The following is a 25,317-nucleotide window of genomic DNA, read 5'->3' as shown; positions in this document are numbered from 1 at the left end:
CCACCGGCCCGCCGCTGCCTTGACGCTCCCGCCATCCCCCCTTACTCTCGCCCTTGCGCTGTGACAATCCACAGCCGCGGGACTGGGAGGTTCTATTCAGTGTGGTAGCAATCGCTAGCCAGCGATTCGCTACGTCCATGCGTCTGCCGCAAACCGGGCAGGCCATGGCACTGAGCCCCCGCAAGGGGGCTGCCGTGCACACTGCGGTCCTCCCACTTTGTCATGAGCCTGCCCACGCCTTCCGCGCGTGCCGCGCAGGCATCCTTAAGCAGATGTTTGTGGAGGCTACAATGAATATATTTATTTTCTGCCGGCAACACCCTCGTCATCCCCGGTCCGTAGCAACAGAGGCCCAGCCATGAGCGCCCCCATCGCCAAGCCGGAACTGTCACGCTTGCAGCAACTGCATGAGCAGATCAAGCAACTGCGCATCATCACCGCTGGTCAGGATGAAGTCTATGGCCTGGTCAAGCTTTTGGAGCAGCGCTACTTGCAGGCCGATGAAGGCCTGACCCATGGCATCGTCCACGTTCACGCCGCCAACCAGGGCCTGCACGCATTGATGACGCTGCTGCGGGACAGCCAGGAGAATAAGCAAGTCCATTGCGATCAAATGGCGGCGCTGCTGGAGCCTATCCGCCAAGAGTTGCAAGCCGGCTTCGTGCAGATTTCCGATGTGATATAAAGCAGCGCGCCGCGGTTACAACCGCGGCGTTTTGTCGTCACGCACTGACATTCGTCTGCTGCCGCGATCGCCGCGCTTCCCGCAAAATCCCCTCTAATCCTTTCAGTAACGACACCTGTCATCGGCTTTTGGCCGATTCTTCATTTCCGCGGGAGGCGATTCCATGCAAGAAGCACTTAAGCCCATCAACACGCCGGACACTTTGTTTCACGACGGCAACCCCACCACCGGCGAACTGGGCACCATTGTCAGCGCCGATTGGCTGAATAGTTTGCAGCAGGCGACGCGTTCCACTCAGGACGAGCTGATCGCGCTGATCAAGGACAGCGGTCAGACGCTGGACGCCAGCCGCAAGGACCAGCTGTTGCAGGCGGTGAAAAAAATGGCCTGGGGCGGTGACAGCAAACCGACCACGCTGGCGGGCTACGGCATTAGCGACGGCGCGACCAAGGCCGAGGTGGCGGGCAAGGCCGACAAGGCCAACACCCTGGGGGGCTACGGCATTCAGGATGGTATTACCGTGAGCATGTTGCCGCGCCGCAACCTGCTGGCGGATGGCGGCCGTTTCTTTGATCCGTTCACGCCCGAGGGCATCGTGCAAGCGAGAACCAACCAGATCTCCGCGCCGTTTGCCACGCCCATGCATAATGTTTCATTCAGCCAAAGCGCCAATTCGGTGGGGCGCTTCATTCACGACAACGGCTCATTTGAGGGCACGGGTCCCAAATTGGCGCAACCGGTGGTGGACTTGCTGAATGCTATGGAGCGTGGAAACAAACGTTATGGTTACGAGTTTTACATTGCGGAATTGCGCTGTGGCGCATTGACCTATTCGCCGCAAGTGTTGGATGGCAAGAATATGGCGGTGGCGCTGGCATACGGGGTTGGCACCGAAGGGCCGGTCACTTTTATGAACTGGCTGCGTTGCATCAGCGGCTCTATCTACTATGACTATGGTCAGTATCGCAATGGCAAGGTTGTGGAGAACAAACGCATCACGCCTAGCGATGGCTGGGTGCATATGGCTGGAGTAGGGGACTGGGGCGGCGGCTATAGCATTAGTCACATTTACGCCGAGAATAATTCGGTTTTTCAGCTGGCTTTGCCTGCGGCCCTGTCCGGTGTGCATGGAGGTTACGTACACAAAGCGCCGATCGCGCCATAAACCACTTTCGCTTTCAGTCATGGCAATCCTGTGGGATTGCCATTTTTTTGCCCGCGCTCCACTGACATCCGTCCACTGCTGACGCGCGTCGCTAAACGGCAAAATGACGGTATTGATTCACTAGCGAAGCAGGTCAGCGGGTGGTTTACGGACCACTCGCCCGGCCCGGAGTCCGCCCCAAGCCGCCAGCCCGGCCAGCGGGCCAACCCTGTAAATGGAGCGAGAGCGCGATGCAAAACACCATGAAGCCGATCAACAGCCCGGACGGTCTGTTCCACGACGGCAACCCTTACACCGGCGAACTGGGCACGGTGGTGACCTCGGAGTGGCTGAACAATGTCCAGTCCGCCGCCCAGTCCAGCCAGGACGAGTTGTTGACTGTGATACGCGACAGCGGCCAGAGCGCGGACCCGACGCGCAAGGACCAGTTGTTGCAGGCGATGAAGAAGCTGGCTTGGGGCGGCAACAGCAAGCCCTCCACGCTGGCTGGTTACGGCATCACCGACGCCTTGCCGCTGAGCGGCGGCAAGATGAGTGGCCGGGTGGATTTTCAGCCTAATTCCCGTTTTCTGGCCGAGGGCGGCAAGGAAGGCGGCCAGCTGCAACTACAAGCACCGCAAAGCGACAGCAAGCTCAGCGACGTCAATATCGATGTCTGGGGCAACCAGTTCCGCGTGTTCAACAACGATGGCGTCAAGGCGCGTGGTTTTTACGTGGATCTGACCCAGTGCGAGGACGGCCCTATCACCAATTTGCTGACCATGTCCGGCGCGCCTGGCATGGTAGGCCACTTCGCAACGCCTTACACGCCGCCAGGCTGGCTGAAATGCGATGGTTCTCCGGTCAGCCGCAGCACGTATCCCGGCTTGTTTGCGGTGATCGGAACCATTTATGGCGCCGGGGATGGCTCGACGACGTTCAATCTGCCTGATTTGCGCGGGGAGTTCATTCGTGGCTGGAGCAGTGATCGCCCAACAGTGGACGTGGGACGTGTGTTTGGCAGCGCTCAGATCTCGACCCAAGTGCTGGTTGATGATGATGCAAATGAAGTCGTTGGAACCATAGACTGGACAAATAACAATTTAGTGGCTCTGGGCTATGAGTCAGCTGATGTTGGCTCCATACATCTGCATTACACAAAATCAATCAATGGTGGGGTTCATTCAGCGAGTTATGTGCGTTCCATTCGCCCCCGTAACCTAGCCCTGCTCGCCTGCATCAAATACTAAGGAAACCGCCATGCAAGAACGCAAACAGAAAACCGTCTACGCCTACCATCCGGAAACCGGCGAGTATCTGGGCACCACTACGGCGGATCTGTCGCCGCTGGATGTTGAGGAAACTTGGTTGATTCCGGCCAATGCCACCGAGCAGGAGCCGCCGCAGGCGGGGGACAAGCAAGCGGCGGTCTACCGCGACGGCGGCTGGCTGCTGGTGGTGGATTTTCGCGCGCTCAAGCTGTGGAGCAAGGCCAGCGCGCAGCCGGTGACGGCGCGAATCGGTGACACGCCGGACAGTCTGCAAGCTACTGAACTGGAGCCGCCGCCCTTCGCTGTGTGGAACAAGAAGGCTTGGAAAGTGGATGTCGAAGCCCAGCGCGCGGCGCTGACGGCGCAGGCGCAGCAGGAGTTGCAGCAGCGTTTGGCCGCGGCCTACGCTCAGCGCCGGCCTTTGGAGGACGCGCAGGAACTGGGGCTGGCGATGGCGCAGGAGCAAGGCTTGCTGACGGCGTGGAAGCGTTACTGCGTCGAGCTGTCGCGCCTACCGCAGCAGGCCGCTTGGCCGCGGTTGGCCGAGGCCGACTGGCCGAAGCTGCCGGCCTGAAGATCTGAAGTAAAGCGCCGTTCCACGTGAAACCCAAACCGCGCCGTGTACCCCGGCGCGGTTTTTCATGGCCGCGCCAGCGTGATTTCCACTCTTTCCTTGCCCTGGCCCACGTTCTTGCGTTTGAGCTTCAGTTCGCCCACTTCGCCGCTGCGGCGCAAATGGGTGCCGCCGCAGGGCACGTGGTAGAGGCCGGGCAGTTCCCAGTAGCGGCGCTGGTTTGCTGCGTCGGAATAGGCGCTGACGATGGGGAGATCGGCGTCTATCAGCGCCTGTACCTTGGCGGCGATGGCGGGCAGCAGCGGGGTGATGGGCCGGGCCAGCGCAAAATCGATGCGCGCCTTGTCCTCCGCGATGTGGGCGCCTATCTTTTCCGCGTCGGGCAGTTCGCGGCAAATGGTTTCCAGCACCAGCTCCGCGGCGAAGTGCAGCCGCATCAGCCGGTAGCGGCGCGGCCAGTCTATTGCCACTGTCACCGCGTCGCCGGACTTAAGACCGTGGTCGTCCGGCAGGGTGTAGACGATGTCCTGGTCCTGTTTTTCCGCGCGCAGCACCGGGCGGCCGCCTATGCTGCCGGCGTCGCTTTCCTGGCCGCCGGAGAAGGCGTAGAAGATGGTGGCGTCCAGCCAAACCTGAGAGCCGTCGCTACGTACTACGGTGGCGAGCAGCTCGGTCTGGTAAGGATCTGCCCAGAATTGCTTGCGCACGCTCATGCCACCCCCGCGGCCTTGGTCGCCAGCCGTTGGTAGACCTCGGCGTCCAGCCGCTCCATCAGCCGTTCCGGCCGCGATAGCGCGCCGAAGCCGAACTGCGCGTACAGGCCGTGGGCATCGGCGGTGGCGAGCAGCATGCGACGCAGGCTCTGCAGGCCGGGATGGGCGTTGATTGCCGCCATCAATTGCTTGGACACGCCCTGGCCGCGCCAGGCTTCGACCACGAACACGTCGGCCAGATAGCCGAAGGTGGCGTAGTCGGTGATCACGCGGGCGAAGCCGATCTGTTCGCCGTCTGCGGCGTAGGCGCCGAAGCACAGCGAATGGGCTAGCGAGCGCTCGAAGATGTCGCGCGGCAGTTGGCGCGCCCAGTAGGATTGCTCGGACAAGTAGCGGTAGACGCGTTCGCGGTCCAGCCGCGCGGGATCGGTGTCGATGTGGATGATCATGGAACGGCTGGCCAGGCGAGGGGGATGCCATAAAGATAACATGCTCAGCCGGGCTGGGAGCGGTGGAAGTATTCGACGCCGCTCCGGCTTGCTGGCGGTTTATAGGTTTTTGATCTTTTCCAGTTCCTCCGGGCTGTACTTCTTCTCGCTGGCCTTGGTCAGGTCGGTGAGCAGGCCGGCGTGGACGTCGCGCGCCGATTGCACCGCGCTCAGCATATTGCCGCCGCTCCACTGGCCGGCGAAGCCGATCGCGGTTTGCGGCTGGCTGGCGTAGAGGCTGGTCAGCATCGCGTCTACCGCCGGCTGTTGGCCCTGGAACTGCCGTTCCAGCCGCGTCTGCCATTGCGCCAGCACCGGCAGGTACTTGTCCGGCTTGGCCTGGGCCAGCGTGGCGTTGGCGCGGAAGGCCCAGTAGGCGGAGCTGCTCTCGTAAGCGGCCGCGCCGGCGCGCAGCGGCGCGGGGATGTCCTTCATCGCGTTTTCGTACATTGGCACCAGTACCGCGCCGGCCGGGCTGCCGAAGGATTGCCAGGTCAGCGCCGCCAGCTCCTTGGGCAGGCCGGCGCGCAGCTGGATGACGTGGGTTTCTATGGTGCGGTCCACGCCCATCGGCCGGTCCGCGTCCTTCAGCTTGGCCAGCGCGGTGCCGTGGAAGGTGGCGCGCAGCACCTTGGCTACGTCGGCCACGGCGATCTTGCGCTCAGGCTTCAGCGTCAGCGGGTATTGCGTCTGCCGCGTGGCTTGGCGCAGCGCCGGGTTCAGCAGCTGCTGGCCCAGCCATTCGCGGTCCACATTGTATTTGTCGCCGACGACGCCGAAGGCCTGGGCGAAGTTGAAGCGTTTGGCGTCCACCTTGGCCAGCAGCTGGTGTTTGGCGGTGAACTCGGCCAGGCCGGGGCTGGCGATCACATTGGCGCGGTCGGCGAGGTCGATGTCGTGCAGACGCAGGCCATTGGCCACCATTAAGTAACTATCCTGCGGCACGCGGTAGGCCAGCCAGTGGTGGCCGGAGCCGATTTCCATATACCAGGCTTCGTCAGGGTCGGCGATCAGCACGCCGTTGCCTTCGCCGGCGCCGTATTGGTTGAGGTAGCGGCCCAGCAGTTCCACCCCTTCGCGCGCGGTCTTGGCCTGCGGCAGGATCAGCGAGGGGATCACCGCCTCCACCACGCCGTTGTCCAGCAAGGGGTCCGCTTTTTTGGCGCGGGCGTTGATTTCCGCGCTATTGGTGGCGGATACCGCCACATTGAATTCATTGACGCCGCGTTCCTCGTACAGCCCGTCGCCGCCGGCGCTGTCGCCGTTCCAGTCCATCAGTCCGCTGTAGCGGTAGAACTGCGCCGGAGCCGGCACTTTCAGGCCGTTCTTGAAGCTCAGCGTTTCATCCTTGGCCGCCGCGCGCGCCGGGTGCAGCACCAGGCGCTTGTTCCAGTTATTGATGTAATAATCCTCGTTGCGGGCGATGATGATGGAGCCATCGGCGGAAGCCTGTTTGCCGACGATCAGCGATGAGCAGGCGTCGGCGAGCGGGGCGGCCATCGCAAGGGCGGTGGCCAGGGCAAGCAGGGTAGGGCGCGGCGTCATGATGCATTCCTCTTCTCTGAGAGCGTGTTTACGATCTAGCGAGCTAAGGCGAGACAAGGCGAAAACGGCTGAGGAAGCGCAGTGTACAAATGGTACATGAGCATTTCGAAGCGGGTTTCAACGCCGTATCGCCGACGCGCAGCAGATCGTAAACAGGTTCTGAGCGGTCAGTCGCGGTGCGAGACGGCTCATGGTGGCCGCGCGCTAAGCGCGCGGCGGTTTGGCGGTGAGGGCAAGCAGATTGTAGGCAGATGGTTCGCGTTAGTTGAAATGAGAATCCCATGCTTGCCTGATGCATATCAATCTTGCGCCGTTTCATTAAAATGTGGTGCAAAGTGTCTGATTTATGCAATTGATTTTGCCATCCGGACGTAAGTCTTATTAAGCTTGGCATTTCATTGTGGCGGCATGTTCCGCTGCGGCGGGAACGGAAGGAATATGAAAATACTGACGATGGCGCGCAAGCTGTTCTTCACGGTGCTGGCCGCGGCCTTGGCGTTGTGGGCTTACGGCGCTTACAGCGGCGAGCCTCAATGGCAGCAGTGGGCGATGTATCTGGGCAACGCGCTGGCCTTGGGCGGCGCTTACCTGGTGCCGACCTTGACCGCGGCGCTGGTGGGCAGCCCGAGGCTGAAGCTGGTGGCGGCGCTGAACGTGCTGGGCGGCTGGCTGATCCTGCCGTGGATCGCGGCGATGATGCTGGCGCTCAAGCGCGACGATCTAGCGTCCGGGTCCTGAATCCGTCTGGCACAATACTCTATCTTTACCGCCCCGTCAGAGGGCGGCGTAAGAAGCTGTTTACGATCTGCTGCGCGTCGTGAGACGTGGCACGGCGAGTACCGTCTCGAAATGCTCATGTACCACTCGTACATTCCGCTTTTTCAGCGGTTTTCGCCTGGTCTCGCCTGAGCTCGCGAGATCGTAAACACGTTCTAAGAGCGGCTAACAAACATGGGTTTCACGCCTGAGGCATGGCGCGCCGTTGAGTACGGCAAGTCGGCGCAACGCAGCATCAGGGGTTTGTTAGCCGTTCTAAACGGCTGCACGAGGCGATACCACACTACTCAAGGAGAAACACATGTTTCAGCACGTCGACGCCTACGCCGGCGATCCCATCCTGTCGCTGGTCGACGCCTTCGGCAAGGACCCGCGCGGCGACAAGGTCAACCTCAGCATCGGCCTGTATTACGATGAGCAGGGCCGCATTCCGCGTCTGAACGCGGTGCAGCAGGCCGAAGCCAAACTGGCGGCTCAGCCGACGCCGCCCTGCACTTATCTGCCGATGGACGGCCTGCCGGCCTACCGCAAGGCGGTACAGGAGCTATTGTTCGGCGCCACGCATCCGGCGCTGGCCGCCGGCCGCGTCGCTACCATCCAGACCCTGGGGGGCTCCGGCGCGCTGAAAGTGGGCGCGGATTTCCTCAAGCGATATTTTCCCGATGCCCAGGTGTGGGTCAGCGACCCCACCTGGGACAACCACGTGGCCATCTTCGAGGGCGCCGGCATCGTGGTGAACCGCTATCCCTATTTCGACGCGCAGACCCGCGGCGTGGACTTCGCCGCGATGCGGGACACGCTGGAAACTCTGCCGGCCGGCAGCATCCTGCTGCTGCATCCGTGTTGTCACAATCCCACCGGCTCGGACCTGAACAATGCGCAGTGGGATCAGGTGGTGGCGCTGGCCAAGCGCAAGCAGCTGATTCCCTTCATGGACATCGCCTATCAGGGCTTCGGCGCCGGCTTGGATGAGGACGCCTACGCCATCCGCGCGATGGCCGACGCCGGCGTGTCTTTCCTGGTCAGCAACTCCTTCTCCAAGATCTTCTCGCTGTACGGCGAGCGTTGCGGCGGCTTGTCGGTGGTGTGCCCGAACCAGGCCGAGGCGGAGCTGGTGTTGGGCCAGCTAAAGGCCACGGTGCGCCGCAACTACTCCAACCCGCCCACCACCGGCGCGCGCTTGATCGCCACGGTATTGGGCGATGCCGAGCTGAAAGCGCTGTGGGTATCCGAGGTGAACGAGATGCGTGGCCGCATTCTGGAAATGCGCGGCATTCTGGTGGAAGTGCTGAAGCAGGCGCTGCCGGAGCAGGACTTCGCCTATCTGGTCCATCAGCGCGGCATGTTCAGTTACACCGGATTCAGCCAGGCGCAGGTGGACGCTCTGCGCGAGCGTTTCGGCGTTTACCTGGTGGGCACAGGCCGCATGTGCGTGGCCGGCTTGACCCGCGCCAACGCGCCTTATGTGGCCAAGGCTTTCGCCGCGGTTCAGTAAGAACCTGTACATAATCTGCTGCGTTGCGCCGACTTGCCGTACTCAAGGTACTGCCTATGTCGGCGCGTCTTGCCTCAGCCGTAAAACTGAGTTCTGTCAGCCACTCTTAGAGCCTGTTCAAAGTCTCTGAGTAGAGCAGAGTGTGAGAAAATCCAGGGGTGAGAAAAAGCTACCCAAGCGATATCAGTCGCGAACAATTTGAAGTGATCAGACCACTTCTGGAAAGCGCGCGTAAGAGAACAAGTCCCCGTCGAGTGGACTTGTATGAGGTGTTTTGTGCCGTGCTGTACCTGCTCCGCAGCGGCTGCCAATGGCGCATGCTTCCTGAAGCATTTCCCAAATGGCGTACTGTCCATTCGTACTTCACCATGTGGAGTGAGCCGCGTGAAGGTGGCAGCCTGCTGGAGCAGGCGCTTAAAAAATCAGGTTGGCGCGGCCCGAGAGAAACGGGGGCGGAGCGCTTGCAGCAGGTTCTTGATCGTGGACGCGCAGAGCGTGAAGAACACTGATACAGCAGGGTTAAAAGGCTACGACGCAGGTAAGAAGATATCAGGCATCAAGCGCCATATTGTTGTGGACACGCAAGGTCTGCCACACGCGGTGGCAGTCACGACAGCGGAGGTAACGGATCGCAAAGGGGCGCTACAGGCGCTACGGCAATGTGAGTCCAGATTGATTGGGGTTCAGGGCCTGCTGGCGGATAGTGGCTATGTTGGCAAACCGTTTGCTCAAGGCGTGAGCGAGATTTTAGGTGCGGACGTGACGGTGCAGATTGCCAAACGGAGCGAACTGCATACCTTCAAGGTGATGCCCAAACGCTGGGTTGTTGAGCGCAGCTTCGCTTGGTTGGAAAAGAGCAGAAGGCTGTGGAAGAACTGCGAGCGGAAACTCAATACCAGCCTACAGTTTATCCATCTGGCCTTCTTGGGGCTCTTACTCAAAAGACTTTGAACAGGCTCTTAGAACCTGTTCACGATCTTTTCTAATTGAAGGTATTGTTCAAGGCATTGAGTCCGCTACGCGGATGATGATTTAGGGCCGGTTCCGCCCGGCGAACGGAAAGGGAAATTTGCGCGGCCAAATTCCCCTTTACCCCAAAGGCCGCCCTGCAAGCCTGGCCTGCGGTTTCCCGCCGGATCCCGTCAGGCCCGAGGCGCGGCTGAACTCGCAGCGCGCTAACGTCGCGCAGCTCGAACAAGCAGCCGCTTAAAACCTCGGGCCTGCCACCCGTCGACAGGCTTGAAGGGACCTGGGGCACGTCGGATACGTGGTCTCCTACGTATCTAGCAACGCTTAACCACACCTACAAAAGATCGTGAACAGGTTCTTAAAACCGGCCCTCAGCCGACGGCCAGGCCTTGTTTCAAACGGGCCAGCGCCGGCTTGGCCAAGGCGTCCGGCGCGTAGCACAGGCCGACGCGGCGGCTGAGCGCCGCCTGCTCCAGCCGGCCGCTCCACAGGCCGGGCTGGTCTTGGGCCAATCCTTGCGGGACGAAGGCGATGCCGGCGCCGGCCGCGGCCAGCGTCGCCGCCTGTTGCAGGGTGGCGCAACGCGCGGCCACCGCCAGCTCCCGCGCCGCCTCGCCCAGCAGGCTGGCGAAGCGCTGGTGCGACGGATGGTCCGGGCAGGCGATCAGGTCCTGGCCCAGCAATTGTCCCGGCCGCAGCAGCGGCTGTCCCGCCAGCGGCGCGTCGGCGCGCATCGCCAGCACATAATCCTCTTCCCACAGCGGCAGGAACAGCTCGTCCTCGCAACGATTGGCCTCCTCGTCCAGCCGCGCGTCGCCGGCGCAGCCCGCCGCCAGTTCCAACAGCAAGCCGTCCACCGCGCGATAGGCCGCCGCCAACACGCGCGCCACATCGGCCTGACCCAGGTCCGCCGCCACGCCCAGCGTCAGCGGCAGGCAGTCCTGTCGGCCGCGAAACAGCTGTGTCAGGCTGTCGGCTTCTTCCACCAGCCGCCGTGCAGACGGGTAGAGCAGCCGGGCGGCGTCGGTCACTTCCACGCCGCGCGGCTGGCGCTGAAACAGCACGGCCCCCAGCTGTTCTTCCAGTTGTCGGATGGTGGCGGACAGCGCAGGCTGGCTCAGGTAGAGACGCGCCGAGGCCTGGGTGATGTTGCGCTCTTCAAATACGGCGATGAAGGCTTTGAGCGAGCGGATATCCATAAATTAAACCGATGGCAGCAAGTAGAATAAACGATTTTTCGTGGAATCTTCAGCGAATTATAGTGCTGCTCAAGGATTTGATATCAGTTATTTCTATTGCTAAAGGAGAAGTTTCATGAGTAAGGCTCTCATTGTCATCACCGGCGCCAGTTCCGGCATCGGCGCCGCCACCGCCCGCTTGCTGTCGCAGCAAGGCCATTCGCTGCTGTTGCTGGCGCGCCGGGTCGAGCGCCTGGAGGCATTGGCGTTGCCGAACACGCTATGCCGCGCGGTGGACGTGACCGACCGCGCCCAGCTGGCCGCCGCGGTGGCGGAGGCGGAGGGCCGCTTCGGGCCGGTGGACGCCATTGTCAACAACGCCGGCGTGATGCTGCTGGGACAGATGGCTGAGCAAGCGCCGGAAGAGTGGAAAACCATGTTCGACGTCAATGTGCATGGCCTGCTCAACGGCATCCACGCAGTGTTGGGCGGCATGGTGGAGCGCAAGCGCGGTACGGTGATCAATATCAGCTCGGTAGCCGGGCGCAAGACCTTCCCCAATCATGTGGCCTATTGCGGCACCAAGTTCGCGGTGCACGCGATGTCGGAGAACCTGCGCGAGGAAGTGGCGGACCACGGCGTGCGGGTAGTGACGATCGCGCCGGGCGCGGTGGACACCGAGCTGCTGTCGCATACCAGCAGCGAGGCGATCAAGGCGGGCTACGAGGCTTGGAAACAGGAGATGGGCGGGGTGCTGGCGGCCGAGGACGTGGCCAGCGCCATCGTCTACGCTTATCAGCAGCCTCAGAACGTGTGCATCCGCGAGATCGTGCTAGCGGCGACGCGGCAGCAGCCTTAAGAACCTGTTTACGATCTGCTGCGCGTCGGCGATACGGCGTTGAAACCAAGCTCAAAATGCTCATGTACCACGTGTACATTCCGCTTTTTCGCTCGTTTTCGCCTTGTCTCGCTCTTGCTCGCGAGATAGTAAACAGGTTCTAAGAGGACTGACTGTCACTCCGCCACGTACAACTGAGTCTCCGCCTCCCGCATTAGCTCAACGACGGCGGGCGGCGGCGGCTGGTCGGTGAACAGCGCGTCTATCTGCGACAGATGGCCCAGTTCCACCAGCGCCGGGCGGGCGAACTTGCTGTGGTCGGCGGCCAGGAACACGTGGCGTGATTGCTGAATGATGGCCTCGGCGCTGCGTACTTCACGGTAGTCGTAATCACGCAGCGTGCCGTCCAACTCGATGCTGGAAATGCCGATGATGCCGTAATCGACGCGGAACTGGCGGATCAGCTGCACCGTGGCTTCGCCGGTGATGCCGCGGTCGCGTTTGCGCAGCATGCCGCCCAGCACGATGACTTCGCAGTCCGGGTAGTCGCACATGGTGTCCGCCACGTGCAGATTATTTGTGATCACCCGCAAGCCGCGATGCTGGTGCAGCGCCTTGGCCACTTCCTCGGTGGTGGTGCCCAGATTGATGAACAGCGAGGCGTTGTCCGGGATGTGCCGGGCCAGGCATTCGGCGATGCGGCGCTTTTCGTCTATGCACAGCACCTGCCGCGCCTGGTAGGCCACGTTTTCCACGCTGGACAGCACGCTGGCGCCGCCGTGATAGCGTTGCAGCAGCTGGTGCTCGGCCAGCAGCGCGATGTCGCGGCGTATGGTCTGCCGGGTGACGGAGAAATGTTCGGCCAGCTTTTCCACGCTGACGTAGCTATCGCGTTTGACCATGGCCAGCAGTTCCTGCTGGCGTTGATTCAGAATGAGCATAAGCGGCAAGGCGGCGGGTTGAGACTGTCCGATTGTAAGCGGACAACTCGTCCCGGCGCTATGCCGTCAGCGTTGCCGCCGCGTATTCGGCCAGCGCCAGGCTGGCGGTGAGGCCGGGGGATTCGATGCCGTAGAGCTGGACCAAGCCAGGCACGCCGTGCTGCGCCGGGCCCTGGATCAGAAAGTCCGCGTCCGCCGCGCCGGGGCCGACGATTTTGGGACGGATGCCGGCATAGGCCGGCGCCAGCGCCTGTTCCGGCAGCGCCGGCCACCAGCGGCGGATGCCATCATAAAAGCGGTCGGCGCGCGCCGGGTCCACCTGGTAGTCGATGGCGTCCACCCACTCCAGGTCCGGGCCAAAGCGCGCCTGCCCGGCCAGGTCCAGCGTCAGATGCGTGCCCAGGCCGCCGGCCTCGGGCAGCGGGTAGATCAGGCGCTGGAACGGCGAACGGCCCTGTAGCGCGAAATAGACGCCGCGCGCGTAATAGGGCGTGGGGATGGTTTCACGTGGAACCCCGGCCAGGCTGGCCGCAACCCGCGGCGCCCAGGGGCCGGCGGCGTTGACCACCAAGCGCGCCTGGAGCCGCATGCCGGCGATGTCCAGCGCCAACCCGTCGTCCGCTACACGGCCGCCGTGCAGCGGCGAGTTCAAGGCCAGCGTCGCGCCGTGAGCCTCGGCGTCGGCCAGCAGGGCCAGCATCAGACCGTGGCTGTCCAGGATGCCGGTGGACGGCGAGAGTAGCGCGGCGCGGGCTTGCAAAGCCGGTTCCAGCGCCTGCAGCTGTTCCGCGTCCAGCCAGCGCAGATCGGTCACGCCGTTGGCGGCTGCGCGCTGTTGCAAGGCTTGCAGCCGAGGCAGTTCGGCCTCGTCGGCGGCGACGACGAGCTTGCCGCAGCGCCGGTGGGGGATGGCGCGCTGGGCGCAGTAGTCGTAAAGCCGCTGGCGGCCGGCCACGCACAGCCGCGCTTTCAGGCTGCCGGGCGGATAGTAGAGCCCGGCGTGGATGACTTCGCTGTTGCGGCTGGACGCATGTTGACCGATGGCGCTTTCCGCTTCGACGATGACGACTTCGCGGCCGGCCATCGCCAGCTGTCGAGCCACGGCCAAACCGATCACGCCGGCGCCTATCACCACGCATTCCACTTGTTCCATCATGGCTCCCGGCTTGTCATTCTTCAGATGGTGCGCCTTGGCATGCGCGGCGTCCATATGGAAAAAGCCGCCCACGGGCGGCTTTGGACTGAGGTCACGGCCCGGCTCAGCCGGCCATCGCGGCTTCGACTTCCTCCACCGTTCTGGGAATCGGCGCGCCTAGCACGCGGCTGCCGTTGGCGGTGACCAGCACATTGTCTTCGATGCGGATGCCGCCGAAGTCGTGGTACTCGCGGAATTTGTCGTAGTTGATGTACTGGCTGTGGCGGCCTTCGGCGGCCCAAGCTTCGATCAGCGCGGGGATGAAGTACATGCCGGGCTCCACCGTCACCACCATGCCTTGTTTCAGCGGCTTGCCCAGGCGCAGGTAGCCGAGGCCGAACAGCGGGCTGCGCTCGGTGTCCTCGCCGTAGCCCACCAGATCTTCGCCCAGGCCTTCCATATCGTGCACGTCCATGCCGATCTGATGGCCGAGGCCATGCGGGAAGGCGATGGCGTAGGCGCCGGATTCGACGATGGCGTCGGCGTCGCCGCGGAAGAAGCCCAGCGCGCTCATTCTTTCCGCCATCAGCCGCGCGGACAGCTTGTGCACGTCCAGATAGCGCACGCCCGGCTTCATCGCCTCGATGGCGGCCAGCTGCATGTCCAGCACGATGTTGTACAGCTCGCGCTGGCGCGGGCTGAACTTGCCGCCCACCGGGAAGGTGCGGGTGATGTCGCTGGCGTAGCCGCCGCCGGAGGTACAGCCGGTGTCGTTCAGCGCCAAGTCACCGCTTTCCAAGCGATTGTCGTGGTGATGGTTGTGCAGCACTTCGCCGCGGCGCGAGAAGATGGACGGATAGGCCAGTTGCCAGTCATGGCGGCGCATGATGCCTTCCATCTCGCCTACTACTTCGTATTCCATGACGCCGGGCTTGGCGTGGCGCATCGCGGCGATGTGCATATCGCGGGTTACCGCCAGCGCCGCTTCCATTTCGGCGATTTCCTCGTCGCCCTTGATCTCGCGCAGCGCCACCACGGCATGGGTCAGCGGCGCGGAGAAGCCTTCCTTGACCTGGGCCGGATGAACATTCAGCAGGCGGCCCATTTCGATCAGGGTCTCGCCGCGGTACGGCGCCAGGTAATGCACGGCGCGGCCGGCGGCGCGCGCGGCGGCCACCGCGGAGGCCAGGTCTGCATAGGCGCGGCTGCGGTCCAGGCCGGCCAGCGCGGCGCGCTCGGCCAGGCTGGGCAGCGGGCCGGTCCAGACGATGTCGGCCACGTCCGGGTCGTTACCGAACAGCGTCGCTTCGCCGCTGTCGGCGTCGATGAGGCCGGCCAGGCCCGGCTCGTTCAGGCCGAAGAAATAACGGAAGCTGGAGTCCTGAACGAAGGGCAGGGTGTTGTCGTGGTAGTTCATCGGCGAATCGACATTGCCGACAAACAGCAGCAGGCCGGACAGGCCGGCCGCTTGCAGACGGGCGCGGCGTTGCGCGTATACGGTGGCAGCGAACATGGTTTCCTCGAGGGTGGGCAGGGTCCGCCCGGTCGGTCGCCGCGCGGAATATTGTATCCAGTTCCTTAACTTATCATGCCCGCCGCCAGGCTGCCAGTGCCGGTTCAACCACGCTGGCCGATGACGGCTTCGGCCTGCCGGGGCTTGGCCGGGCGCAGGATCAGCGCCACCGCGCCGCCGGCCAGCAAGGCCCACAGCGGCGCGCCCAGGCCGGCGATGCTGACGCCGGAGGCGGCTACCACGAAGGTGATCAAGGCCGCTTCGCGATGGCCTTCGTTGGCCAGCGCCGCGCTCAGGGAGGACGCCAGGGTGCCGAACAGCGCCAAGCCGGCGGCGGTGGCCACCAGCGCCTTGGGCAGGGTCAAAATCAGGCTGGCCAGCGCGCCGCCGGCCACGCCCAGCACCAGATAGAGCGCGCCGCAGATCACGCCGGCCACGTAACGGCGTTTAGGATCGGGATGGGTTTCCGGCCCAGTGCAGATGGCGGCGGTGATCGCCGCCAGCACCACGCCGTGGCCGCCGAAGGGAGCGGTCAGCATGGACACCGCGCCCAGCAGCGATACCGGCGAGCGCGCTGGGATGGTGTACCCGGAGGAGGACAGGACCGCCATGCCGGGCAGGAACTGGCCGGTCAGCGCCACCAGCGCCAGCGGCAGGGCCAGGTTGAAGAAGGCGCTCCACGACCATTGCGGCGCTGTGAACAAGGGGCCGCCGTCGCCGCCATGGGCCGGCAGCGGCTGGAACAGGCCTTGAGCCGCCGCCAGCAGCAGGCCAAGCAGGATGGCGGCCGGCAGCGCGTAACGCGGGAAGAAGCGGCGGCCAACGAAGAACAGCGCGGCCATACTGACCACCAGCAGCGGGTCGTGGCCAGCGGCGCTGGCCAGTTCGGCGACGAAGCGGAACAGGATGCCGGCCAGCATCGCCGCCGCCAGCGCGGCGGGAAAGACCTTCATCAGCCGGTCGAACAGGCCGCTGACGCCCAGCAGGGTGACGATGGCGGCGGCGGCGAGGAAGGCGCCCACCGCTTCGCCGTAGGGCACGCCGGGCAGGGCGGCCAGCAATAGCGCCGCGCCGGGCGTGCTCCAGGCGGTGATCACCGGGGCTTTCCAGCGCCAGGACAGCCATAGGCCGGCCACGCCGGAGCCGATGGACACCGCCCAGATCCAGGAACCGAGCTGGGCCGGGGACAGGCTGGCGGACTGCGCGGCGTGGACGATGATGAGGAAGGGGCCGGAGTAGCCGACCAATAAGGCCAGCACTGCGGCCAGCGCGGCGGAGGGCGACAGGTCGCGCCAGAAGGTGGACGGCATGATGCGCTTTCTTGCGATGAAAAGTAGCGCCCAGCCTAGCGTAAGCGCTGGTCCGCGCCTTCCCACAGCCGACGTAAACAGTTTATGCTGCGCACAATCTGTTCTATATAACAGCCATGAGCGATTCCCTGTATTTGCGCATTGCCGCCGAAGTCGAGCAAGGATTGGACAGCGGCGAATATCCCCCCGGCAGCCGTCTGCCCTCGGTGCGCCATCTGGCCGCCGAGCACGGGGTCAACGTCTTGACCGCGCTGGCGGCCTACCGTCATCTGGAGCGTCGGCAACGCGTCAGCGCCCGCCCGCGCGCCGGGTTTTTCGCCGCCTTGCCCAGCCGCGCGCAGCAGGCGCATGCCCGGGACGACGGCTTGCCGTCGGCGGCGACCCTGGTGCGGGTGGACAGCCGCATGTCGCAATTGATCGAGTGGTCCGGCCTGGACATCGGCACCCAACTGCACATGGCGGAAGCGCATGGCAGCATGTATCCGGCGGCGGGGTTGGCGCGTCGGCTGCAGCAGACGCTGAACCAGCGCCCAGAACTGATAAGCGCCTATTTGCCGCGCGGCGAGCAGGCGAGGCTGTATCGGCTGGTGTGCGAACTGGCGGCGCAGTGGCAGTTGGCGTTGGAGCCCGACGCCATCCTGTTCACCCACGGCATTACCGAGGCGATCAGCCTGTCGCTGCGCTTGCTGACCCGGCCCGGCGACACCGTGGCGGTGGAGACGCCGGTGTACTTCGGTCTACTGCAAACCCTGGAGGCCTTGGGGCTGAAGGCGCTGGAAATCCCGTGCACGCCGGACGCCGGCCTGTCGCTGGAGGCGCTGGAGTTCGCCTTGCGCCACGGACCGGCGCCGCGTTGTTTGGTAACGGTGACCAATTTTCAGAATCCCACCGGCGCGCTGATGCCGGACGAAGCCAAGAAGCGATTGTTGCGGCTGGCTTACCGTCACGGTCTGACCATCATCGAGGACGATGTGTTCGGCGAGCTTTACTTCGGCGGGCAGCACCCAACGCCGTTGAAAGCCTGGGATAGCCGCGGCGAAGTGATTTACTGCTCGTCCTTCACCAAAAGCTTCGCGCCCTCGTTCCGTCTGGGCTGGCTGTCCGGCGGTCGCCATCATGCGGCATTGGCGCGGCTGAGCAATAGCAGCAGCCTGGTGAGTTCGGCCTTGTATCAGGGCTTGCTGGCGGATGTGTTGGCCAACGGCGACTACGCGCGCTTCGCCGAGCGCTTGCGGCGGCAGTTGGCGAGGCAGATGCGTCAGCTGGCCGACGCGGTGCTGGCGGCCTTCCCCAAGGGCACGCGGCTGCGGCGGCCGCAGGGCGGCCTGCTGCTGTGGGTGGAGTGTCCGGAAGGGCTGGACGCAGGCCGCCTGCTGGAGCGGGCGTTGGCCGAATCCATCAGTTTCGCGCCGGGCCTGGTGTTTTCCGCCGAGCCGCGTTTCGGCCATTGCCTGCGACTGAACTTCGGCCAGCCGTGGTCGCCGGCCTTGGAGGGAGCCATCGCCACGTTGGGCCGCTTGGCCGGCGAGCAGCTGAGCCAATGAAAACGGCGGAGCGTAGGCTCCGCCGCGAGACAGCAAGGTAAGGTTGGCTCAGTCTTGACGCGCGCGGCGCGCCTTCACCGCGTCGGCCAGCGTGGTCAGCAGTTTTTCCGTGTCGTCCCAGCCGATGCAGGCGTCGGTGACGCTCTGGCCGTAGGTCAACTCGCAACCCGGTTTCAGGTCCTGGCGCCCTTCCACCAAGTGGCTTTCCACCATCACGCCGAAGATGTTGGCGTTGCCGGCGGCCAATTGACCGGCGATGTCGTCGGCCACTTCCATCTGACGACGGTAGTCCTTGCGGCTGTTGGCGTGGCTGAAGTCCACCATCAGCTTTTGCGGCAGGCCCACGGAGACTAGTTCCGCCGCCGCGGCGCTGACATGCTCGGCCGAGTAATTGGGTTCCTTGCCGCCGCGCAGGATCACGTGGCAATCCGGGTTGCCGCCGGTGGAGACGATGGCGGAGTGGCCGGTCTTGGTCACGGACAGGAAATGGTGGGGCACGCTGGACGAGCGGATGGCGTCCACGGCGATCTTCAGATTGCCGTCGGTGCCGTTCTTGAAACCCACCGGGCAGGATAGGCCGGAGGCCAGCTCGCGGTGCACCTGGCTTTCGGTGGTGCGCGCGCCGATGGCGCCCCAGCTGATCAGGTCGGCGAAGTACTGCGGCGTGATCATGTCCAGGAATTCGGTAGCGGCCGGCATCCCCATGTCGTTCAGGGTCAGCAGCAGGCGGCGCGCGATGCGCAGGCCGCTGTTGATGTCGAAGGATTCGTTCAACATCGGGTCGTTGATCAGGCCTTTCCAGCCGACGGTGGTGCGCGGTTTTTCAAAGTAGACGCGCATCACCACCACCAGCTCTTCCGCTAGCTTGTCGCGCAGCGGCGCCAGTTTCTTGGCGTATTCGATGGCGGCTTCGGTGTCGTGGATGGAGCAGGGCCCGATCACCACCAGCAGGCGGTCGTCTTCGCCGCGCAGCAGCGCGGAGATGTCGCGACGGGCGGAGTAGATCACTTCCGAGGCGGCTTCGGTGATTGGCAGTTCGTACAGGTGGGCGATGGGCGGCAGCAGCTCCTTGATTTCGCGGATTCTGACGTCGTCGGTCTGGCGTTGCATAAAGCGTGTCCCTTGCTATTTCAGTTTTTGCATAGCAGCAAGATAACCGGATTCGACGACGCTAGACAAGCGGCCGGTCTGCTTTAATGCCCTAAATTCATACTAGACAGTCATTAGAGGCAAGCTATCGTCTGTCGATTTATCTGCTTGTTTTTGTTGAATAGAGGAAACGCGGGCATGAAAAACGCCCTGGTTGCGGCCAGGGCGTTTTGCGGGCGAGAGCCGGAACAATCAGTCGGCGTACTGGCGCTTCATGCGCTCGCGGCGCTCCTGGGCTTCCACCGACAATGTGGCGGTGGGGCGGGCCATCAGGCGGCGCAGGCCGATGGGCTCGCCGGTATCCTCGCAGAAGCCGTAAGAGCCGTCTTCGATCTGGCGCAGCGAGGCCTGGATCTTCTGCAGCAGTTTGCGCTCGCGGTCGCGGGTGCGCAGTTCCAGCGCGTATTCCTCTTCCAGCGTGGCGCGGTCGGCGGGATCCGGCGTGGCTTCCTGCTCTTGCAGGTGGTTGGCGGTCGCATTTGCGTTAGAGAGCAACTCCAGCTGCATCTGCAACAACCGGTCTTTGAAAAACTCAAGATGGTCGGCGTTCATGTAATCGTCGCCGGTCCAGTTGAGGATATCCTGTTCGGTTAGTTTGGCCATATTTGGTGCTTCCAGCATAGAGTTGGCAACAGGCGGAGAAGATTACCGGCGCCCCGCTATTTCTGCAACTGTCTTAGGCGCTTAGGTGATATTAACTCCCTGCTGCTGACAATCGGTATAGCGTTGTTTCACTCCGGTAACAAGCCTGAGACATCGTTAAAAGGGTATTGGCGCAACAGGCTAGGACATAAAATGTCCCGGACAGTTCAAAGGCGGCAATCCGCCGCCTTTTTCCGTGGGCCGGCGCGCCGAGCGGCGTGCCGGATCTGCAATGTCTGGATGGCTTATTTCAGCGACAACACCCACTTGGCCAGCGCGCGCAGGTCCGCGTCCGGGATGTTCGGATGCGGGGTCATCGGCACCGGGCCCCATACGCCGGAGCCGCCGTTCTTGACCTTGGCCATCAGCATGGCTTCCGCGCCTTTCTGGCCGGCGTATTTCTTGGCCACATCTTTGTAAGCCGGACCCACGATTTTCTTGTCCACCGCATGACAGGCGGTGCAGCTGTACTTTTGCGCCAGCTGCATATTGGCGAAGGCGGGAGCGGCGACGGCGCTCATCAGGGCGGCGGCGAGCAAGGCTTTTTTCATTGGAAGTCTCCTGTTTGGTGATGCAAATCGGTTGCCAAATGGACGACCGCAGCGGTGCGGCCGCAAAAAAATATGACAAATAACCTGAATTCCTACAGTACTACCTTGAGTTGGGTCAAGAAGCTTGCTTCAAGCATGCGCACCGGCAGCATCAAAATCACCTGGATGATCAGGAACAGCACCAGCGGCGACAGGTCCACGCCGCCAATATTGGCCTTGCGGAACGGGCGCAGGAAGGGCCGGGTCAGCGCGTCCAGCACCGGCATCAGCGGGTTGTAGGGGCTGACCCAACTGAGCACGGCCTGGACGATGACGCTACCCATCAACAGGGTCAGCGACTGCTTGAACACCTCCAGCAGCGACAGCAAAGACAGCGCCACCCATACCTGCGGAAAGGTGAAGACTTCCGGCACCGAGCTCAGCAGGGTGACCAGCACGTTGGCCAGCAGCGAAATCAGCCAGGCCAGCAGCATGGTGGCGCTGTCGTAGCCGCGCATCGCCGGCACCAGCTTGCGCATGGGCAGCACCGCGAAGTTGGTGGCGGCCATCACGAACTGGCACAGCGGGTGTTTGAACGGCGCGCGCGCCACTTGCAGGTAGAAGCGCAGCAGGAGCACCAGCACGAACAGGCCGGAAAGAGTGTGGATCAGAAAACGCAAAGTGTCGAAAAACATGATGTGGCTTAGTCCTGGCTGAGTTGTTGGCCCATTTCGATCGAGCGGTCGCGACAGTCCAGCGTGCCGGCGATAATGGCTTGTTTGACGCCGTCCGCCTCAAAGCGGGCGATGGCGCGCTCGGTGGTGCCGCCCTTGGACATCACATTGGTGCGCAGGGTGCCGACCGACAGCGGGCTTTGCTTGGCCAGCTCCACCGCGCCTTCAAAGGTGGCCAGCACCAATCGGCGCGCCTCTGCTTCGGAGAAGCCGGTCTGTTGCGCCGCTTCTATCATGCTTTCGATGAAGTAGAACACATAGGCCGGACCGCTGCCCGAAACGGCGGTGACGTCGTCGATGCGTTGTTCGTTTTGCAGCCAGAGCGTGATGCCGGCCGCCTGCATTACGGTGTTGGCGTCCTGGCGGTCGTCTTCGCTGACGCCCACCGATGCGAACAGGCCGGACACGCCCTTGCCTATCATCGCCGGAGTGTTGGGCATCACCCGCACCACGCGCTTGCTGCCCAGCCAGCGGCACAGCGCGTCCAGGCGAATGCCGGCGGCAATGGAGATGACCAGCGCGCCGTTGAGCCTGGGCTCCAACTCCAGGCACAAGTCGCGAAGGTGCTGCGGCTTGACCGCCAGCACCACGATGTCGCCGATGTCGAAGGCGTCCGGCAGCGCCGCGCCGCCGCTGACGTCGTATGCCTGACGCAGCCGCTCCACCTTGCCCGCGTCAGGGTCCACTACGTGGATGCGATGCGCCGCCTGCTTGATCAGGCCGGCGATGATGGCGTTGGCCATATTGCCGCCGCCGATGAAGGTAATCCGCATGATCTTTCCTTAATAAATCGGCCTGAATGTCTGCTGTTTCAAACCAATGTCATTCAATGATAATGGCGCGCGCCGAAAATGGCGGTGCCCACCCGCACCATGGTGGCGCCTTCGGCGACGGCGACGGCCATATCGGCGGACATGCCCATGGACAAAGTGTCCAGCGCCAGCCCTTCGGCGTTCAGGCGCTCTCGCAGTTGGCGCAACAGGGCGAACTGAGACGCCAGCCGCGCAGTGTCCTCCGTGGGCTCCGGGATGCACATCAGGCCGCGCAGGGTCAGGCGCGGCAAGGCCGCCACTGCGCGCGCCAGTTCCAGCGCCTGTTCCGGGGCGCAGCCGCTCTTGCTGGCCTCGCCGGAGACATTGACCTGAATGCACACATTTAGCGGCGGCAGCGCGTTGGGCCGCTGCGCCGACAGCCGTTCTGCGATTTTCAGCCGTTCCACCGAATGGGCCCAGTGGGCCAACTCCGCCACCGCGCGGGTTTTATTGGATTGCATCGGGCCGATGAAGTGCCATTCGATCTCCAGGCCGGCCAGCGCCTCGGCCTTCTGCTGCAATTCCTGTACGTAGTTTTCACCAAAGGCGCGCTGGCCGGCAAGATAGGCTTGCTCGATGTCCGCTGCGGGGAAGGTTTTGCTGACGGCCAGTAGGCGCACCGTTCCCGCCGGCCGGCCGGCGGCGTGTTCCGCGTCCGCCAGGCGCTGGCGGACTTGTTGCAAGGGTTGGGAGATGGAGTCTGTCATGGCGTCGAGAAATGGTTTGCTGCGGGCGGTGCGGCTTGTTGCCCGGGGTTGGGGTTTCTACAAAGCAGCATGGCCGCGCATCGTTAATAATATGGGGTGACGGCGATATCCCAAATGGCTGAGTTGAGCTTACAATCAGCGCCAGAGCCGGAAATGCCGGAAGTGGGCCGGCGTCTTGTTTGGACGCGTTGCCGGCGCGCGGCGGTACTTCATTTTAAGTAGTCGCCTGGCGGCTGAAACCATGGCGGCGGCGCAGTCATCGTGGAGATTATATTATGGAAATTTCGGAGCTCTTGGCCTTTACGGTCAAGAATAAGGCGTCCGACCTGCACTTGTCCGCCGGGCTGCCGCCGATGATCCGGGTGAACGGCGACATCCGCCGCATCAACCTGCCGCCGATGGACCACCATGACGTGCACGACATGGTGTACGACATCATGAACGATTACCAGCGCAAAATCTTCGAAGACACCTTCGAGTGTGACTTTTCCTTCGATCTGCCCGGCATCGCCCGTTTCCGCGTCAACTCATTCGTGCAGAACCGCGGCATGGGCGCGGTGTTTCGGGTGATTCCGTCCAAGGTGCTGTCGCTGGAACAGTTGGGCGCGCCCAAGATTTTCCAGGAAATCGCCGCCTTTCCGCGCGGGCTGGTGCTGGTGACCGGCCCCACCGGCTCCGGCAAATCCACTACGCTGGCGGCGATGATAGATTTCATCAACGACAACCACTTCTCCCACATCCTGACTGTCGAGGACCCGATCGAGTTCGTCCACGACAGCAAGAAGTGTTTGATCAACCAGCGTGAACTGGGTTTGCAGACACACAGCTTCGCCAATGCCTTGAAGTCCGCCTTGCGCGAAGACCCGGACGTGATCCTGGTGGGCGAACTGCGCGATCTGGAAACCATACGCCTGGCTTTGACCGCGGCGGAAACCGGCCACCTGGTGTTCGGCACTCTGCACACCAGCTCCGCGGCCAAGACCATAGACCGCATCGTCGACGTATTCCCGGCCGGGGAAAAGGAGATGGTGCGTTCCATGCTGTCCGAGTCTGTGCGCGCGGTGATCGCCCAAACCCTGCTTAAAACCAAGGACGGCAGCGGGCGGGTGGCGGCGCATGAAATCATGTTGGGCACCCCGGCGATCCGCAACCTGATCCGCGAGAACAAGATTGCTCAGATCAACTCCATGATCCAGACCGGCCAGCAGCACGGCATGCAGACGCTGGACCAGTGCCTGCAGGAGCTAGTGCGGCGCAATATGGTGTCGCCGGCGGATGCCAGGCAAAAGGCCGCCAACAAGGATCAATTCTGAGCGGGCGCTGCTCTACACTTAAATGGCGACCCGCGGGACCTCATCATGGAAAAAGACCAGGCTTCCAAGTTCATACTGGATCTGCTGAAGCACGCCACCGGCAAGAACGCCTCCGACGTTTTCATCGCCGCCGATTTCCCCCCGGCGATGAAGATAGACGGCAAGATCACTCCGGTGGCGCCGCAGCCCTTATCCGCCCAGCACACCAAGGAACTGGTGCGCGCGGTGATGAACGACCGGCAGACCGAGGAGTTCGAAACCAAGAAGGAGGCGAACTTTGCGATCAACCCGCCGGGTCTGGGACGTTTCCGCGTCAGCGCCTATGTGCAGCAGGGCCATGCCGGCATGGTGTTGCGCAAGATAAACACAGAAATCCCCACCTTCGATCAGCTCAACCTGCCGCTGGTGCTGCGCGATATCGCGCTGATCAAGCGCGGCCTAGTGATCTTCGTCGGCGGCACTGGCTCAGGCAAATCCACCTCGCTGGCCGCGCTGGTGGACTGGCGCAACAGTCATAACCACGATCACATCATCACGATCGAAGACCCGATCGAATACGTGCACCAGCACAAGAAGTCCATCATCTCCCAGCGCGAGGTGGGCGTGGACACCGATGATTGGGACATTGCCTTGAAGAACACCTTGCGCCAGGCGCCGGACGTGATTCTGATGGGCGAGATTCGCGATCGCGAAACCATGGGTTACGGCTTGCAGTTCGCCGAAACCGGCCATTTGTGCCTGGCCACGCTGCATGCCAACAACGCCAACCAGGCGCTGGACCGCATTCTCAACTTCTTCCCTGAGGAACGCCATCAGCAGGTGTTGATGGATCTGTCGCTGAATATGCGCTCCATCATCTCTCAGCGGCTGGTGCCGATCAAAAGCGGCCGCGGCCGGGTGGCGGCGGTGGAAATTCTGCTCAACAGCCCGCTGGTGTCCGACATGATCTTCAAAGGCGAAATCGCCAGTCTGAAGGAAGTGATGGGCCGCTCGCGCGAGACCGGCATGCAGACCTTCGACCAGTCCTTGTTCGAGTTGTACGAAGCGGACCTGATCAGCTACGAGGACGCTCTGCGCAACGCCGACTCCATTAACGATCTGCGGCTGAAGATCAAGCTTTACAGCGAGGGTTCCAAGTCGCGGGACCCACTGGAAGGCATAGATCACCTAGACATCGTCTAAGAACCTGTCCAAAGTCTGCTGCGCTTCGTGGAGCGTTGCACGGTGAGTACAAGCTCAAAATGCTCATGTACCACTTGTACATTCCGCTTTTTCGCTTGTTTTCGCCTTGTCTCGCCCCTGCTCGCGAG

General features: G+C 63.0%; 25 protein-coding genes. 11 read left to right on the top strand and 14 right to left on the bottom strand.

Features of this window, described 5'->3' with window-relative positions; translation table 11 throughout:
* The first annotated feature begins 358 nt into the window (after positions 1-358).
* From HA052_RS01530 to HA052_RS01515, 4 genes are all read left to right on the top strand, one after another.
* Positions 359-685, top strand: a complete 327-nt coding sequence (locus HA052_RS01530; RefSeq protein WP_166450512.1) for a hypothetical protein — start codon at positions 359-361, stop codon at positions 683-685.
* Between the two features lie 163 nt (positions 686-848).
* A complete protein-coding gene (locus HA052_RS01525) occupies positions 849-1,850 on the top strand; it encodes a hypothetical protein (protein WP_166450511.1) in 1,002 nt (333 codons plus the stop codon).
* A 230-nt stretch (positions 1,851-2,080) separates the two neighbouring features.
* Complete coding sequence (locus HA052_RS27335) at positions 2,081-3,079, top strand: phage tail protein (protein WP_240937225.1); 999 nt, start codon at positions 2,081-2,083, stop codon at positions 3,077-3,079.
* A gap of 10 nt (positions 3,080-3,089) precedes the next feature.
* Positions 3,090-3,674, top strand: a complete 585-nt coding sequence (locus HA052_RS01515) for a tail fiber assembly protein (protein WP_166450510.1) — start codon at positions 3,090-3,092, stop codon at positions 3,672-3,674.
* Positions 3,675-3,739: 65 nt separating this feature from the next.
* Here HA052_RS01515 and HA052_RS01510 read toward each other — a convergent pair whose 3' ends face one another.
* The 3 genes from HA052_RS01510 to HA052_RS01500 form a co-directional block, all read right to left on the bottom strand.
* Positions 3,740-4,387 carry an alanyl-tRNA editing protein gene (locus HA052_RS01510; RefSeq protein ID WP_166450509.1) on the bottom strand — a complete coding sequence of 216 codons (648 nt, stop codon included), beginning with the start codon at positions 4,385-4,387 and terminating at the stop codon, positions 3,740-3,742.
* The gene (locus HA052_RS01505; protein WP_166450508.1) at positions 4,384-4,836 is read right to left on the bottom strand and encodes a GNAT family N-acetyltransferase; all 453 of its coding nucleotides are present in this window, start codon (positions 4,834-4,836) and stop codon (positions 4,384-4,386) included. Before HA052_RS01505 ends, HA052_RS01510 begins: the two co-directional genes overlap by 4 nt.
* Positions 4,837-4,935: 99 nt before the next feature.
* Complete coding sequence (locus HA052_RS01500) at positions 4,936-6,420, bottom strand: C69 family dipeptidase (RefSeq protein ID WP_166450507.1); 1,485 nt, start codon at positions 6,418-6,420, stop codon at positions 4,936-4,938.
* A 438-nt stretch (positions 6,421-6,858) separates the two neighbouring features.
* On the opposite strand from HA052_RS01500, the gene HA052_RS01495 reads away from it, so the two are divergent.
* The 3 genes from HA052_RS01495 (at position 6,859) to HA052_RS01485 (ending at position 9,643) form a co-directional block, all read left to right on the top strand.
* Entirely contained in the window at positions 6,859-7,158 is a 300-nt protein-coding gene (locus HA052_RS01495) for a superinfection immunity protein (RefSeq protein ID WP_107801237.1), read from the top strand.
* Between the two features lie 340 nt (positions 7,159-7,498).
* Positions 7,499-8,692 (top strand): amino acid aminotransferase, encoded by a 1,194-nt coding sequence (locus tag HA052_RS01490; protein ID WP_166450506.1) that lies wholly within the window; start codon positions 7,499-7,501, stop codon positions 8,690-8,692.
* 158 nt (positions 8,693-8,850) lie between these two features.
* Positions 8,851-9,643, top strand: a protein-coding gene (locus HA052_RS01485; RefSeq protein ID WP_166450505.1) for an IS5 family transposase whose coding sequence is annotated in 2 segments (ribosomal slippage) — positions 8,851-9,110 and positions 9,109-9,643 — 795 coding nt in all. Because the reading frame shifts where the segments join, the coding sequence is not laid out codon by codon here.
* A 389-nt stretch (positions 9,644-10,032) separates the two neighbouring features.
* On the opposite strand, the gene HA052_RS01480 is transcribed toward HA052_RS01485, so the two are convergent.
* On the bottom strand, positions 10,033-10,860 hold the full coding sequence (locus tag HA052_RS01480) for a LysR family transcriptional regulator (RefSeq protein WP_166450504.1): 828 nt from the start codon (positions 10,858-10,860) through the stop codon (positions 10,033-10,035).
* A 115-nt stretch (positions 10,861-10,975) separates the two neighbouring features.
* Here HA052_RS01480 and HA052_RS01475 point away from each other — a divergent pair, with 115 nt between their 5' ends.
* Complete coding sequence (locus HA052_RS01475) at positions 10,976-11,698, top strand: SDR family oxidoreductase (RefSeq protein WP_166450503.1); 723 nt, start codon at positions 10,976-10,978, stop codon at positions 11,696-11,698.
* Positions 11,699-11,853: 155 nt separating this feature from the next.
* Here HA052_RS01475 and HA052_RS01470 read toward each other — a convergent pair whose 3' ends face one another.
* The 4 genes from HA052_RS01470 to HA052_RS01455 all read right to left on the bottom strand — a co-directional run bounded on the left by HA052_RS01470 (position 11,854) and on the right by HA052_RS01455 (position 16,576).
* Positions 11,854-12,618 (bottom strand): DeoR/GlpR family DNA-binding transcription regulator, encoded by a 765-nt coding sequence (locus HA052_RS01470; protein ID WP_081549079.1) that lies wholly within the window; start codon positions 12,616-12,618, stop codon positions 11,854-11,856.
* Between the two features lie 58 nt (positions 12,619-12,676).
* Positions 12,677-13,828 (bottom strand): NAD(P)/FAD-dependent oxidoreductase, encoded by a 1,152-nt coding sequence (locus HA052_RS01465; protein WP_166450502.1) that lies wholly within the window; start codon positions 13,826-13,828, stop codon positions 12,677-12,679.
* Between the two features lie 49 nt (positions 13,829-13,877).
* Entirely contained in the window at positions 13,878-15,266 is a 1,389-nt protein-coding gene (locus HA052_RS01460; protein ID WP_166450501.1) for an aminopeptidase P family protein, read from the bottom strand.
* 104 nt (positions 15,267-15,370) lie between these two features.
* Positions 15,371-16,576 carry a benzoate/H(+) symporter BenE family transporter gene (locus tag HA052_RS01455; protein WP_166450500.1) on the bottom strand — a complete coding sequence of 402 codons (1,206 nt, stop codon included), beginning with the start codon at positions 16,574-16,576 and terminating at the stop codon, positions 15,371-15,373.
* A 116-nt stretch (positions 16,577-16,692) separates the two neighbouring features.
* Between HA052_RS01455 and HA052_RS01450 the strand changes: the two genes are divergently transcribed.
* Positions 16,693-18,120 (top strand): aminotransferase-like domain-containing protein, encoded by a 1,428-nt coding sequence (locus tag HA052_RS01450; protein WP_166450499.1) that lies wholly within the window; start codon positions 16,693-16,695, stop codon positions 18,118-18,120.
* 48 nt (positions 18,121-18,168) lie between these two features.
* Here HA052_RS01450 and aroG read toward each other — a convergent pair whose 3' ends face one another.
* The 6 genes from aroG to HA052_RS01420 form a co-directional block, all read right to left on the bottom strand.
* Entirely contained in the window at positions 18,169-19,230 is a 1,062-nt protein-coding gene (aroG, locus tag HA052_RS01445) for a 3-deoxy-7-phosphoheptulonate synthase AroG (RefSeq protein ID WP_081549071.1), read from the bottom strand.
* A 231-nt stretch (positions 19,231-19,461) separates the two neighbouring features.
* Positions 19,462-19,872: an RNA polymerase-binding protein DksA gene (gene dksA, locus HA052_RS01440; RefSeq protein WP_081549069.1), complete on the bottom strand. Its 411-nt coding sequence runs from the start codon at positions 19,870-19,872 to the stop codon at positions 19,462-19,464.
* 284 nt (positions 19,873-20,156) lie between these two features.
* Positions 20,157-20,462: a c-type cytochrome gene (locus tag HA052_RS01435; protein WP_019102525.1), complete on the bottom strand. Its 306-nt coding sequence runs from the start codon at positions 20,460-20,462 to the stop codon at positions 20,157-20,159.
* A 92-nt stretch (positions 20,463-20,554) separates the two neighbouring features.
* Positions 20,555-21,136: a YggT family protein gene (locus tag HA052_RS01430; protein WP_081549067.1), complete on the bottom strand. Its 582-nt coding sequence runs from the start codon at positions 21,134-21,136 to the stop codon at positions 20,555-20,557.
* An 8-nt stretch (positions 21,137-21,144) separates the two neighbouring features.
* The gene (gene proC / locus HA052_RS01425) at positions 21,145-21,948 is read right to left on the bottom strand and encodes a pyrroline-5-carboxylate reductase (RefSeq protein WP_081549065.1); all 804 of its coding nucleotides are present in this window, start codon (positions 21,946-21,948) and stop codon (positions 21,145-21,147) included.
* A 53-nt stretch (positions 21,949-22,001) separates the two neighbouring features.
* The gene (locus HA052_RS01420; protein ID WP_166450498.1) at positions 22,002-22,694 is read right to left on the bottom strand and encodes a YggS family pyridoxal phosphate-dependent enzyme; all 693 of its coding nucleotides are present in this window, start codon (positions 22,692-22,694) and stop codon (positions 22,002-22,004) included.
* 275 nt (positions 22,695-22,969) lie between these two features.
* Between HA052_RS01420 and HA052_RS01415 the strand changes: the two genes are divergently transcribed.
* Both HA052_RS01415 and HA052_RS01410 read left to right on the top strand, forming a co-directional pair.
* Positions 22,970-24,007: a type IV pilus twitching motility protein PilT gene (locus HA052_RS01415; RefSeq protein ID WP_043589321.1), complete on the top strand. Its 1,038-nt coding sequence runs from the start codon at positions 22,970-22,972 to the stop codon at positions 24,005-24,007.
* Positions 24,008-24,052: 45 nt separating this feature from the next.
* A complete protein-coding gene (locus HA052_RS01410; RefSeq protein ID WP_081549061.1) occupies positions 24,053-25,189 on the top strand; it encodes a PilT/PilU family type 4a pilus ATPase in 1,137 nt (378 codons plus the stop codon).
* Positions 25,190-25,317 lie beyond the last annotated feature (128 nt).

This window comes from Chromobacterium fluminis (assembly GCF_011602385.1).
Classification (GTDB): domain Bacteria; phylum Pseudomonadota; class Gammaproteobacteria; order Burkholderiales; family Chromobacteriaceae; genus Chromobacterium; species Chromobacterium fluminis.
Note: the sequence above shows the minus strand (reverse complement) of the source record. Positions and strands in the feature narration are given on the sequence as shown.